At 72.6% G+C, this 13,495-nt stretch carries 9 protein-coding genes; 4 read left to right on the plus strand and 5 right to left on the minus strand.

All coding sequences use genetic code 11. The annotated features are described in order from the left end of the window. Positions 1–12 precede the first annotated feature (12 nt). Together ACWPXV_RS16075 and ACWPXV_RS16080 are read left to right on the plus strand one after the other, a co-directional pair. Entirely contained in the window at positions 13–561 is a 549-nt protein-coding gene (locus ACWPXV_RS16075; protein ID WP_454086159.1) for an NADPH-dependent FMN reductase, read from the plus strand. After that, positions 558–1,097, plus strand: coding sequence for a flavin reductase family protein (locus ACWPXV_RS16080; protein WP_454086160.1), 540 nt, complete (start codon positions 558–560; stop codon positions 1,095–1,097). Before ACWPXV_RS16075 ends, ACWPXV_RS16080 begins: the two co-directional genes overlap by 4 nt. Positions 1,098–1,146: 49 nt before the next feature. Here ACWPXV_RS16080 and pulA read toward each other — a convergent pair whose 3' ends face one another. From pulA to ACWPXV_RS16105, 5 genes are all read right to left on the minus strand, one after another. Continuing rightward, complete coding sequence (gene pulA / locus ACWPXV_RS16085; protein WP_454086161.1) at positions 1,147–7,140, minus strand: pullulanase-type alpha-1,6-glucosidase; 5,994 nt, start codon at positions 7,138–7,140, stop codon at positions 1,147–1,149. A gap of 103 nt (positions 7,141–7,243) precedes the next feature. Next, positions 7,244–7,975: an AIM24 family protein gene (locus ACWPXV_RS16090; RefSeq protein WP_454086162.1), complete on the minus strand. Its 732-nt coding sequence runs from the start codon at positions 7,973–7,975 to the stop codon at positions 7,244–7,246. A gap of 147 nt (positions 7,976–8,122) precedes the next feature. Continuing rightward, positions 8,123–9,103, minus strand: coding sequence for a malate dehydrogenase (locus ACWPXV_RS16095; protein ID WP_454086163.1), 981 nt, complete (start codon positions 9,101–9,103; stop codon positions 8,123–8,125). A gap of 22 nt (positions 9,104–9,125) precedes the next feature. Continuing rightward, on the minus strand, positions 9,126–10,343 hold the full coding sequence (locus ACWPXV_RS16100) for an NADP-dependent isocitrate dehydrogenase (RefSeq protein ID WP_454086164.1): 1,218 nt from the start codon (positions 10,341–10,343) through the stop codon (positions 9,126–9,128). Positions 10,344–10,456: 113 nt separating this feature from the next. Further along, positions 10,457–11,701 carry a hemolysin family protein gene (locus ACWPXV_RS16105; protein WP_454086165.1) on the minus strand — a complete coding sequence of 415 codons (1,245 nt, stop codon included), beginning with the start codon at positions 11,699–11,701 and terminating at the stop codon, positions 10,457–10,459. A gap of 140 nt (positions 11,702–11,841) precedes the next feature. Here ACWPXV_RS16105 and ACWPXV_RS16110 point away from each other — a divergent pair, with 140 nt between their 5' ends. Together ACWPXV_RS16110 and ACWPXV_RS16115 are read left to right on the plus strand one after the other, a co-directional pair. Continuing rightward, on the plus strand, positions 11,842–12,129 hold the full coding sequence (locus ACWPXV_RS16110; protein WP_454086166.1) for a hypothetical protein: 288 nt from the start codon (positions 11,842–11,844) through the stop codon (positions 12,127–12,129). Continuing rightward, entirely contained in the window at positions 12,126–13,379 is a 1,254-nt protein-coding gene (locus ACWPXV_RS16115) for an NAD(P)/FAD-dependent oxidoreductase (RefSeq protein ID WP_454086167.1), read from the plus strand. Before ACWPXV_RS16110 ends, ACWPXV_RS16115 begins: the two co-directional genes overlap by 4 nt. The last annotated feature ends 116 nt before the right edge of the window (positions 13,380–13,495 follow it).

Here is a 13,495-nt window from a genome sequence, read left to right on the forward strand (position 1 = left end):
CAGGAGGCACGCATGGCCAGCACGACCTCTGTCGTCGCCCTCGTCGGTAATCCTCTTCCCGGGTCGCGCACCCGGACAGTGGCCGACCACGTCGCGTGTCGCGTGGCCGGGCTCATCGGGTCGCCCGACGTGCACACCGTCGAGCTCAGCGAGCTGAGCGGCGAGATCTTCGCGCCCGGGGCAGCGGTGGCGCAGGCCCGGGAGCGCGTGGCCCACGCCGGCGTGCTCGTCGTCGCGACCCCCACCTACAAGGCCACCTACACCGGCCTGCTCAAGTCCTTCCTCGACCTCTACGGGAACGACGGGCTCGCCGGCGTCGTCGCCGTGCCGGTGCAGGTGGCCGGCAACCCGGCCCACCTCCTGGCGGCCGAGGTCCACCTGCGGCCGCTGCTCGTCGAGCTCGGGGCGCAGGTCCCCACACGGGCGCTGGCGCTCACCGAGGCGCAGCTCGCGGACCTCGACGGCGTCGTTGGCACCTGGCTCGCCGCCGAGGGGCCGCGGCTGGCGGCGGCTGTCTCCGCCCGCGCCGAGTCCGCGCTCGTGAGCGGCGGTGTGGCATGAGCGTCGACCAGCGCGTCCGGCCGGTGCTCGGTACCGGGCCGGCGGAGGTCAGCCCCGAGGACTTCAAGTCCGTGTTCCGCCACCACCCCGGCGGCGTCGCCGTCATCACGCTCCGCACGGCGGGCCGCCCGGTCGGCTTCACCGTCACGTCGGTCATCTCGGTGTCGGCGGAGCCGCCCGTGCTGGCCTTCTCGCTGGCCGCGACGTCCTCCTCCCGTGCGGCGGTGGAGTCCGCGGGGAGCGTCGTCGTCAACTTCCTCGGCCCGGACCAGGAGGAGGTCGCCACGCGGTTCGCCCTGCGCGGCATCGACCGCTTCGAGGGCGTGTCCTGGTGCCCGCTGCCCACCGGGGAACCGGTCCTCCGGGGCACCGCCGCGTGGATCCGGGCCGAGATCGACACCCGGATCCCGGTCGGTGACAGCCTCCTCGTCACGCTGCGCGCCCGGCTGGCGCACCAGCGCGAGGACCCCGCTCCCCTCGTCTACGTCGACCGCGGCTACCACCGCCTCGGCGACCACTCGCGCACCGGGGCCTGAGTCCACCGGGCGGCGCTCACGCCGCCCGGTGGCTCGCGCCGCCCGGCGCTCATCCCGCCCGGTGGCGCCTCGCCAGGAGGACCGACCCGGCCAGCAGGAGGAGCAGCGCGACGGTGAGGGGCACAGCGAGGACGACGCCGGTCTGCGGCAGCTTCCCGCCGGGGCCCGCATGCCCGTTGTCGTCACCCGGCCGGTCGCCGTCGCCGCCCAGGCCGCCGTCGTCGTCCCCGCCGGTCGGTGCGGGCGTCGGGTCGGTCGGCGTCGGCGTCGGCGTCGGCGCCACCTGCTCCTGCGCCTCGACGAGCACGGCCACCGTGCGCGCCGGGACCGTCACCGTCCCCGTCTCCGCGTCCCACGCGGTCTCGCGCACGACGGCGTCCGAGCCGCCCAGCTGCACCGGCGAGAGCGCGAGCTCTCGTCCGGCGAAGCCGTCCACCTGCTCGGTGACCGCCTCGGGGGAGGCGTTGAACACCGCGAGCAGGCCGTCGAGGGCCGGGTCGACGTCGGTCTCGCCGGCGGTGTCGTCCACCGCCATGACGAGGAGGCCGGGCGTCGCGTCCGGCCCCGAGCCCGGGAACGTCACCTTCTCCTCGATGAGCTCGGCCGAGCCGAGGCGGAAGAGCTCGGTGGAGAAGCGCAGCTCGAGGAGGTCCTGGGCCATCGCGGCCGACTGCTCGATGTCGGCCGGCTCCGGCCGGAGCTCGGGGTTCTCGAGCAGCGGTGCCATGACCTCCCACGCCCCACTGTTGTCGTCGGCGGGCGGCAGGCCGACACCGAAGTTGTTGGTCTGCATCGACCAGTCGAGCCGGTTGAAGTGGTCACCGGAGTTGTAGCTGTTGCGGTCCAGCGACTTCGAGCGGAGCAGGTCGGTCCCCGCGTGCCAGAACGACGGCGTCTGGGACAGCGCCGTCGTCGCCAGCGACAGCGTGTTCATCCGCACCCGGTCCTCCATCGAGGTGTCGACCGGGAGCTTGAGCGCGAGGTTGTCGAACAGCGTCTCGTTGTCGTGGGCGTCGACGTAGGTGACGACCTCGTCCGGCTGGGTGGCGTACCCGGCGGGCTGGCCGTTGTAGTCGATCTCCGCGCCGGTCTGCTCCTCACCGGCAGCGGTGAGGAAGGAGTAGCCGGCGAGGTTGCCGGCCAGCCCGAGCCGCACGAGGTCGGTCTGGTGGGCCAGGCGCGCGGCCTGCTCCTCCGGCGTCCCCTCGGCGACGGCGTTCGGGTCGGTGAAGGAGCCCGAGCCGAAGCCCTGGATCGTGCGCTGGTCCTCGTCGAAGGGCCCGCCGCCGCGGACTGCGTCGCGCAGCCGGTCGGAGAAGGTCCCGATGCCGGTCCCGTCGAGCTGGCCCTGCGTCGCCTGCTCGAAGCGCGCGTTGTCGGCGACCTCCCCGAAGTTCCAGCCCTCGCCGTAGACGTAGACCGACTCGCCGTCCACGCCGTCGTCCTCGAGGGTGAGGGCGTCCAGCGCCTCGCGGACGGCCAGCATGTTGTCGCGCGAGTGGTGGCCCATGAGGTCGAAGCGGAAGCCGTCGACCCCGTAGTCGGTGGCCCAGGTGAGGACCGAGTCGACCATGAGCTTCTCGGCCATCTCGTGCTCGGTGGCGACGTTCTGGCAGCACGTGGACGTCTCGACGCTGCCGGTGGCGCTGAGCCGGTGGTAGTAGCCGGGGACCACCCGGTCCAGGACGGACCGCTCGTCCTGCCCGGAGGCGGACGTGTGGTTGTAGACCTTGTCGAGCACGACCTGCAGCCCGGCGTCGTGCAGGCCGCCGACCATGGTGCGGAACTCCGCCGTGCGGCTGCCGCCGTCCCGCTCGACAGCGTAGGAGCCCTCCGGCGTCGAGAAGTGCCACGGGTCGTAGCCCCAGTTGAAGCCGTCGAGGTCGCGGGCGGCGCTGACTGCGGCCTGCTGCTCCTCGGAGTCCGGCGCGGCGTCGGGTACGTCCGGCTCGGTGCGTGCCCCCGGGTCCTCCTCGATCGTCGCGATGTCGAAGGTCGGCAGGAGGTGGACGGTGTTCATCCCGGCCTCGGCGAGCGTGCGCAGGTGGCGCATCCCGTCGCTGTCCTCCTGCGCGAAGGCGAGGTAGGTGCCGCGCAGCTCCTCGGGCACGGTCTCGTCGCTGATCGAGAAGTCGCGCACGTGCAGCTCGTAGATCGTGCGGTCCACCGGCCGCTCGACGACCGGCCGCGGGGTGTCGGCCCACAGCTCCGGCGCCCAGCGCGGGTCGTCGAGGTCGACGAGCACCGAGTGGGTGGAGTTCTCGGTGAGCCCGACCGCGTAGGGGTCGGTGACCTCGTTGGTGACGACCTCGTCCACGCTCGGGGCGTAGACGGTGACGGCCAAGCGGTAGGCCGCGTCCTCCCAGCCGGGCTCGCCCTCGACGGTCCACGTGCCGTCGTCCTGGCGGGACATGTCGAGGACCTCGGGCTCGCCGGTGACGGCGGCCGGAGCGACGGCGCCTGCCTGCGGCTCGTCCCACAGGTGGAGCTCGACGTCGGTGGCGGTGGGCGCCCACAGCGCGAGCGTCGGGGTGCCGTCCTCGGCCCACTCGACCCCGAGCGTGCGGCCCGCGGCGGCGTCCGCGTAGAGGTCGTCGAGGACGCCGGGCACCTGGAGCCCGGTGAAGGCGGAGACGACCTCCCCCTGCCGCTGCAGCACCTGCACCTGGCCGGTGAGGAACTCCTGCACCTCGGCGGTGCTCAGGCCCTCCACGCGCAGGGCGAGGTGGTCGGCGAGGTGCGGGAAGCGCTCGGCGAGCGCCTCCGGCAGTCCCTCCCCCACGAGGGTGAGCGCCGCGGAGCCGTCCGCACCGTCGACCTGCCCGTCGAGGACCTCCATGCCGCCGGTGGCAGCGTGGTGCAGCGACCACTCGAGATCGGCCGGGTCGGTGCCGGCGGGCACGAGGGACGCCGGCCACGCGATGGTCGTCTCGTCGAGCCAGTGCGCGGCGAGCTGACCGGTGCCGGCCAGCGGCGGGTCGGTCACCTCGACGGTGAGCACGTGCGTCGCGAGGTCGTAGCTGAAGGACACGAGCGTGCCGCTGGTGGCGCTGAACGTGACGTTGGGGCCGTCGAGGACACCGCCGGCGCCGTAGTTCTCGTCCCAGCTGCGCCCGTGGGCCACCTTGACCTCGTAGCTGCCGGTCGCGAGCGCCGCCGTCGACCACTCGTAGGTGCCGTCGCCGTCGGGGTCGGTCATCCACGTGGCCATGCAGTCCGGCTGCCAGTCGCCGGGGCACCCGACCTGGCTCTGGAAGCTGCCGGGCAGGGTGATGACCGGCCCCTCCGCGGTGTTCGCGAAGAGGTGGGTCACCGGGTCGTAGAAGAAGGCGACCGGCCCGCCCTCGTGGGTGTAGGTGACGTTGTCGCCGCCGGGCACGCCCCCGGCGCCGTAGTTGACGTCCCAGCTGCCGCCGACGGCGACCTTGTACTCGTAGCTGCCGGCGGGCAGGTCGAAGGTCGCGGAGTAGACGCCGTCCGCGCCGAGGGTGAGGGCCGCGGCCTGGCAGTCGGGCTGCCAGTCACCGGGGCAGCCCATGGCGGCGTTGTGGCTTCCCGGCACGGTGACGAGGTCACCGCCCGGCTGCTCCGGCGCGGTGCCGTCGACCGCCTGCCCCACCGAGCCGACCGTCGAGGCGGCGCTGCGGTTCCCCGCGGCGTCCACGGACACGGCGCGGTACTCGACGAGCGTGCCGGTGGGCAGCCCGGAGACGTCATGGAAGACCCGCGGCGCATCGCCCTCGGCGGTGCCGAGCGGCGTCCACTCCTCCGCGCCGACGAGCCGGTAGGCGAAGGAGGTCTCCGCCCACACGTCGTCGGCGACGTCGGCGCTGACGGGGGCGACGCCGTCGAGGCGGCCGCCCTGGGCGGGTGAGAGCGTGATGTCGCCGGGCTCGGCGGGTGCGCCCACGGTGTCGCCGGCGACGAGGACGACGGCGGACAGCCCGGGCACGTTGAGCGTCACCGACCCCGTCGCGTCCGCCGTCACGGCGGCGTGGTCCCCGTACAGGGAGGTGTAGGTGGCGCCGGGCGTGAGGGTGGTGAAGGTGGCCGTGGCGGCAGCGGTGCGGTTGTTGACGGCGACGACGTGCTCGCGCCGCTCCTCCCGGTCGACGCGGGCGAAGGCGTAGACCCCGGCGCCGTCGTCGGCGTGGAGCTCGACCTGCGCGCCGGTCGCGAGCGCCGGGGTGCTCGAGCGGAGCTCGGCGAGCTCGGCGATGTGCGTGTAGAGGGGCGCGTCGGTGTCGTACCGGTCCTGCGCGCCGATCGGCTCGCCGTCGAGCGTCTCCTCGTCCTGGTACTGCTGTACCTGGCTGGCGAAGAGCGACTGGCGGGCGTCCTTGTCCCCGCCCTGGCCGGCGAAGCCCTGCTCGTCGCCGTAGTAGACGACCGGCTGGCCGCGGGTGAGGTACATGAGGGAGTGGGCGAGCATCGAGCGCTCGCGCTCGTCGCCGGAGCCCTGGAGGAAGAAGCCGACGCGGCCCATGTCGTGGTTGCCGAGGAAGGTCGGCAGGTCGTGGGCGCTCGTCGTCGGGGTCGTGTAGTACGCGTCCGTGGCGAACAGCCCGGACAGGCCTGCGGCCGTGAAGCCCTTGGCGTAGCTGACCGCGGCGGACTGGTAGGCGAAGTCGAGGACGCCGTTCATGTCGGTGTCGCGCACGTACGGGGACAGGAGGCGGGCGTCGGCGTCGTAGACCTCGCCGAACATGAAGAACTCCTCGTTCCCCTGGGCGCGGGCGTGGTCGAGGACCTCGGCGGTCCACTCCTCCCAGAACTCGACGTTCACGTGCTTGGCGGTGTCGATGCGGAAGCCGTCGATGCCGAGGTCGATCCAGTCCTCGTAGACCTCGATGAAGCCCTCGACGACGGTCGGGTGCTCGGTCATGAGGTCGTCGAGCCCGTCGAAGTCGCCGTAGGTGACCGACTCGCCCTCCCACGTCGAGTTCCCGCGGTTGTGGTAGAGCGTGACGTCGTTGAGCCACTCGGGGACCTTGACGTCCTCCATCCCCTCGTCGACGACGGGGGTGTAGGGGAACGAAGTCTCGGCGTCGAGCGCGGGGAACTGGTCGGTGCCGGCGTAGGCGCCCGGGTCGAAGACCTCGCCGTCCGCGTCCCGGTAGGGGGAGGTGGCCGTGTCGACGTAGCCGTACTCGCCCTCCGCATAGTCGACGACGTCGGCGGTGTGGTTGGTGATGATGTCGAAGTAGACCTTGATCCCGCGGTCGTGGGCGTCGTCGATGAGCGCCTCGAGCTCCTCGTTGGTGCCGAGGTGCGGGTCGATCTGGGTGAAGTCGGTGATCCAGTACCCGTGGTAGCCGGCCGAGGCGTTCTCGCCCTCGCCCTGGACGGGACGGTTCTTGAACGACGGCGTCAGCCAGATCGCCGTCGTGCCCAGGCCCTCGATGTAGTCGAGGTTCTCGTGCAGGCCGGCGATGTCACCGCCGTTGTAGAAGCCCTTGTCGGTGGGGTCGAAGCCGTGGTCGAGGCGACCGCCGGCGATGCCACCGGTGTTGTTGGCCGCGTCGCCGTCGGCGAAGCGGTCGGTCATGACGAAGTAGAACTGCTCGTCCGCACCGGGCTGGCGGACGGGCTCGGCAACGAGCGCCGCGTCCGCGTCGGTGTAGCCCTCCTCGAGGCCGAGGACCTCGAGCGCGAGGAGGCCCTCGGCGCGGTCGAAGGTGAAGCGGATGTCGGCCGGCCCGGCGAGGTCGAGGGCGTAGTTGGTGTCCCCTCCCCCGACGCCGTAGGCCTCGTCCCAGGTCCCACCGACGGCGACCTTGTACTCCCAGTGCCCGGCGGGGACGGTGAGTTCGGCGGAGTAGACGCCCTCGGTGCCGGTCGGCTCCAGGGCGGCCCCGGTGCACCCGGGGTCCCAGTCGGCGGGGCAGCCGAGCTCGGACTGCAGGTCCCCGGCCAGCACGACGACGGCATCGTCGGCCACCGCGGGCAGCACGGTACTGGCGGCGGCCAGGCCTGATGTCAGCAGCCCGGCCGCTGCAAGAGCGGCGACGGCGGCGCGCGGGCGGGCAGATCTCGCGGACATGGGACTCCCTCGTCTCCGGATGATGACCGCAGCGTAGACCCGCCTGAAAGCCCCGTGCAAGGCTTGCAGATAGTTTCACGGCGCGCCGTGGGCGCCGCCCCGCTCACCCGCCGAACAGGCCCCCGAGCCCGCCGCCGCTGCTCTTCGTGCGGTTCTCCTGGTGCCCGCCGCTGACGACCGTCTCGCTCGGCTGGACGATGACGTAGCCCTGCCCGCCGAAGGCCATCTGGAAGGTCTCCCCCGTGCCGCCGCGCACGAGCGAGGACAGCCCGCCGGTGTCGACCCGGATGTCGGCGCTGACACCGCCCGTCCACAGGACCACGGCCTGGGCGTCGGCGAAGGTGGGGGCGCTGGCGACGTCGAGGGCCACCGGCTCACCCTGGGTGGTGACGGCGACGTAGCCGGTGCCCCGCAGGGAGACGTTGTACAGCCCGCCGGTCATCGCTGCCCCGCGGGCCTGGAGACGGTGGATGTCCCACTCGATGGAGGAGGAGAAGGCGAGCACGCTGGCGCCGTTGACCGAGACCATGTCGTTCTCGAGGTAGAAGACCTGGACGTCGGCGGCGCCGTCGGCGACGAAGAGCTCACCCTGGCCGGTGCACTCCATCATGCTCACGCCCTCGCCGGTCATCGCCGACTTCACGATGCGGCCCAGGCCGCCGGAGCCCTTGTTCTGGAAGTGGACGTCGCCCTGGTAGGCGACCATCGAGCCGGACTTCGCCCAGACCGGGCCGTAGCCCATCTGGATCTTGAGGAGCTTCTTGTTCTGCAGGACGAACGGCTCCCGCGCGGTCGTCTCCTGGAAGTCGCTGAACAGGGTCCCGTGGATGGGCATGGTTCTCCTCCGCGCGTGTGGCTGGCAGGCGCAGCCTAGTGGTCCCGGCACGGGGGCGGGAGCCTTTTCGGCGCGCGGCCGCCACGGTCGACGGAAGACACCGAGGGCCGGGACGGGGTGTCCCCTCCCGGCCCTCGGTCGGTCTGCTCAGATGAGGCCGAGCTCCTGCACGGCGTCCCGCTCGCCGACGAGCTCGGCGACGGAGGCGTCGATGCGCTGGCGCGAGAAGTCGTTGACCTCCAGGCCCTGGACGATCTCCCAGCGGCCGTCGACGGAGCGCACCGGGAAGGAGGAGATGATCCCCTCGGGCACGCCGTAGGAGCCGTCGGACGGGATCGCCGCCGAGGTCCACGAGGACCCCGTGCCGTTGACCCAGTCGTGGACGTGGTCGATGGCCGCGTTCGCCGCCGAGGCCGCCGAGGACGCGCCGCGCGCGTCGATGATGGCCGCGCCGCGCTTGGCGACGGTCGGGATGAACTCCCCGTCCAGCCAGGCCTCGTCCACGAGCTCGGTGGCCGGACGGCCGCCGACCGTCGCGTGGAAGACGTCGGGGTACTGGGTGGCGGAGTGGTTGCCCCAGATCGTGAGGTTCTCGATCTGGCTCACCGGGGTGCCGGTCTTCTGCGCGAGCTGGCTCAGCGCCCGGTTGTGGTCCAGGCGGGTCATCGCGGTGAAGCGCTCGGCCGGGACGTCCGGGGCGTGGCGCTGGGCGATGAGCGCGTTGGTGTTGGCCGGGTTGCCGACGACGAGCACCCGGATGTCGGATGCCGCGTTGTCGTTGATCGCCCTGCCCTGCGGGCCGAAGATGCCGCCGTTGGCCTCGAGTAGGTCACCACGCTCCATGCCGGCCGTGCGGGGACGCGCCCCGACGAGCAGCCCGACGTTCGCGCCGTCGAAGGCGGCGTTCGCGTCGTCGAAGATGTCGATGCCGGACAGCAGCGGGAAGGCGCAGTCGTCCAGCTCCATGGCGGTGCCCTCGGCGGCCTTGACGCCCTGGGGGATCTCCAGGAGGCGCAGCCGGACCGGGGTGTCCGGGCCGAGCAGGTGGCCGGAGGCGATGCGGAAGAGCAGGGCGTAGCCGATCTGGCCGGCGGCCCCGGTGACGGTGACGTTGACGGGCTGGTTCATGAGCGTTGTCTCCTTCGGGCCGTCAGCCGAGACGGGCGGCGAGGTTCTCGTCGATCGAGGCGAGGAAGCCCTCGGTCGTCTGCCACTCCTGGTCCTTGCCCACGAGCAGGGCGAGGTCCTTGGTCATCTTGCCGGACTCGACGGTCTTGATGATGACGTCCTCGAGGGTCTCGGCGAAGCCGGTGACCTCGGGGGTGCCGTCGAGCTTGCCGCGGTGGGACAGGCCCCGGGTCCACGCGAAGATCGAGGCGATCGGGTTCGTCGAGGTCGGGTTGCCGGCCTGGTGCTGGCGGTAGTGACGGGTCACCGTGCCGTGCGCGGCCTCGGCCTCCACGGTCCGGCCGTCCGGGGACATGAGCACGGAGGTCATGAGGCCGAGCGAGCCGAAGCCCTGCGCGACGGTGTCGGACTGGACGTCGCCGTCGTAGTTCTTGCAGGCCCAGACGTAGCCGCCCTCCCACTTCATGGCCGCGGCGACCATGTCGTCGATGAGGCGGTGCTCGTAGGTGAGGCCCGCGGCGTCGAACTGGTCCTTGAACTCGGCCTCGAAGATCTCCTGGAAGATGTCCTTGAAGGCGCCGTCGTAGGCCTTGAGGATCGTGTTCTTCGTCGACATGTAGACCGGGTAGCCCCGCTGCAGGCCGTAGGAGAAGGACGCGCGCGCGAAGTCGGCGATCGACTTGTTGTAGTTGTACATGCCCATCGCGACGCCACCGTCCTCACCGAACTTGGCGACCTCGAGCTCCATGGGCTCGCTGCCGTCGTCGGGGGTGTAGGTGATCGTCACGGTGCCCGGGCCGGGGACCTTGAAGTTCTGCGACTTGTACTGGTCGGCGTGGGCGTGGCGGCCGATGATGATCGGCTTGGTCCAGCCCGGCACGAGGCGCGGGATGTTGGAGATGATGATCGGCTCGCGGAAGATCACGCCGCCGAGGATGTTGCGGATGGTGCCGTTGGGCGAGCGCCACATGTTCTTGAGGCCGAACTCGGCCACGCGGGCCTCGTCGGGGGTGATGGTCGCGCACTTGACGCCGACGCCGTACTCCTGGATCGCGTGGGCGGCGTCGATCGTCACCTGGTCGTCGGTGGCGTCGCGGTGCTGGATCCCGAGGTCGTAGTACTTGAGGTCGATGTCCAGGTAGGGGTGGATGAGGCGGTCCTTGATGAACTGCCAGATGATCCGCGTCATCTCGTCGCCGTCGAGCTCGACGACCGGGTTCTCGACCTTGATCTTCGCCATGTTCCTGCGCTCTCCTGACCACCACGAGGGTGTGTGCTCGGCGTCCTCGGCGCCGGGGCGCCGGCACCGCCACCAAGATTACTCGACATCGAGATAAATGGGCCACACCTCCGCTACGGGTGCTGGCCGGCCACCCCCGGGTCCGCGCCGGCGACGGCGGTGGCGCCGTCGTCGGCCTCCTCGGTGGCCCGGACGTGGAGGCGGTCCACGCGCCGCCCGTCGAGGGCTGCGACCGTGAGGGTGAGGCCCTCCCACTCGACGGCGTCGCCCACCTCCGGCATGCGGCCCAGCCGGGTGACGACGAAGCCGGCGAGGGTGTCGAAGGGGCCCTCGGGCAGCTCGCGGTCCAGGAGCTTGGCGACGTCCGCCCGTCCCAGCAGCCCGGCGACGTCACCGACGTCGCCGCGGGCCTGCACGCCGGGCTCGGGGCGGTCGTACTCGTCGTTGATCTCCCCGACGAACTCCTCCACGACGTCCTCGAGGGTGACGATCCCGTCGGTCCCCCCGTACTCGTCGACGACGACGGCGAGGTGCGCGTTCTGCGTGCGCATGTCGGTGAGTGCCGAGAGCACCCGCTTGCCGGTGGGGAAGAAGGGCACCTGGCGCACGAGGTCACCGACGACGCGGGCGCCGGGGCGGATGCTGATGAGGTCGCGCACGTGGATGAAGCCGAGGACGTCGTCGTCGTTGCGGCCGCGCACGGGGTAGCGCGAGTGCTCGAGCGTGGCGACCAGCGCCTGCGCGTCGTCCACCGGCAGGTCCGCGTCGAGGAACTCGACCTCGGTGCGGGGCGTCATGATCTCCTCCACGCCCCGGTCCCCGACCGCGAGGATGTCGACGACCATGTCGCGTTCCACGGCCCCGATCGACTCGTGCTGGGCCACCATCGAGCGCAGCTCCTCCGCACCGATCTCCTCGCGCTGCTCGTGGGGGTCACGCCCGAGCAGGCGCATGACGAGGTTGGTCGAGGCACCGAGGAGCCAGATGACGGGCCGCATCGCGGTCGCGATCCAGTCCAGCGGGGTCGCGACGACGACGGCGAAGCGCTCGGCGCTCTGCATCGCCAGCCGCTTGGGCACGAGCTCGCCGAAGACGAGGGAGAGGTAGGAGATGAGGACGGTCGTGCCGACGAAAGCGACGGTGCTCGCGACCCCGCTACCCAGCCCGAGGCGCTCCAGGGCGGGCGAGACCTGCGGCGCGATCTGCGCGGCGCCAAAGGACGCGGAGAAGAAGCCGGCGAGGGTGACGCCGATCTGCACGGAGGACAGAAAGCGGTTGGAGTCCTCGGTGAGGCGGGCCACCCGGGCGCCGGGTCCGCCCCTCTCGGCCAGCGCGCGTACCTGGCTGTCGCGCAGCACACGAGGGCGATCTCGGACGCGGCGAAGACGCCTCCGAGGAGGACGAAGGCGAAGACGAGGAGATGTCGACGACGAGGTCGGTCATCGGGCCATTGTCCCAGGAGGGGCGCCGTCCGCACGGGGCGGCCGGGGGCGGTCAGGTGAGGTTGCCGGCCGGGAAGGACGGCGAGCGCGGCCGCGGCGACGAGGAGCAGGGTGACGTCGAAGCCGGTGGAGCGGGCCCGGAAGGCGGGCGGCACGCCACGGTCGGTGCCGCGGACGACGGCGAGGACGACGCACAGCACCGCGAGGACGAGGGCGGCGGACGGGACGTCGACGAGAACGGCGGTGAGGCCCGCGGCGAGCGTGCCGAGGACGACGAGCCACAGCACCGCCGTGCCTGCGCCGCGCGTGGAGTCCATGGCGACGAGGCTACCGTGGGGCCGTGAGTCTCCCTCCCCTCCCCACCCGGGTGGCCGTCGTCGGCACCGGGCTGGCCGGTCTGCGGACCGCCGCCGAGCTGCGCGGCCAGGGCTTCACCGGCCACCTCACCGTCGTCGGGGAGGAGCGGGCCGCGCCCTACGACCGCCCGCCGCTGAGCAAGGAGCTCCTCACCCGCACCGCGCCGGTCGACCTCGCCGGTGAGGGCTACGGCGACCTCACCGCGCTCGCCGACGACCTCCTCACCGGTCACCGCGCCGTCGCCCTCGACGCGGACGACGACGGCGCACGCCTCACCGTCGCGGGTCCGGACGGGACGCGCGAGGTGGTAGCCGACGTCGTCGTCGTCGCGACCGGGGCCGGTCCCGTCGTCGTGCCGGGGTGGAGCGACGTCCTCACCCTCCACGACCTCGACGACGCCGCGCGGCTGCGGGACCTGCTGCGGCCGGGGGCCCGGCTCGCCGTCATCGGCGCGGGCTGGGTCGGCGCCGAGCTCGCGACGGTCGCCGCGGCGGCCGGCGTGGACGTCACGGTCCTCGAGGGCGGCCCGGTGCCGCTCGGGCACGTGCTCGGCCCGCGGGTCGGGGACCTGCTCGTGCCCTGGTACGCCGAGCGCGGGATCGCGCTGCGCTGCGGCGCGACGGTGACCGCCGCGGACGCGAGTGGTGTGGGGCTGGCCGGCGGCTCGCGGGTGGCGGCCGACGTCGTCGTCGCCGCGGTCGGGGTGCGGCCGAGCACGGCGTGGCTGTCCGGCTCGCTGCCCCTCACCGCGCGCGGTGCGGTGCCCGTCGATCTCACCGGGCGGGTGCGCGGCGGGCCGGCGTCCGTCCGCGCGGTCGGGGACTGCGCGGACCGCCACTCCCCGCGCGACGGCGTCGTCCCGGGCGCCCACTGGGACGGGGCGCTGTCCCACCCCGCCGCGCTCGTCGCGGACCTGCTCGGCGCGGCCGACGGCCCGGCGCCGGACCCGGCGCCCTACGTCTTCTCCACCCAGCTCGGCCACGAGCTCACCGTCGTCGGGCACGTGCCCGCGGGCGCGGAGGTCGTGCTGCGCGGCGAGCCCGGCGCCGGCCCGTGGACCGCGCTCTTCGTCGTCCCCGACGCCGACGGGGCCCCGCGCCTGCACGCCGCGCTCACCGTGGACCGCCCCCGCGACGTCGGCCCGCTCCGCAAGGCACTCTCGGGCCCCGAGCACCCCGTCATCGACGTCACCGCCGCCGCGGACCCGGCCACCCACCTCCGCAGGACCCTCACCTGACGCGCCCCGCAAAGAACCCACCGCCGAGAGCTGACCTATTACCAACACCCCCCACGCCGAGAGCTGAGTTGTTACCGACAGCCCCCCGCGGAAAGCTGACCGACAGCCCACCCATC

Source organism: Georgenia sp. Marseille-Q6866, from assembly GCF_965111665.1.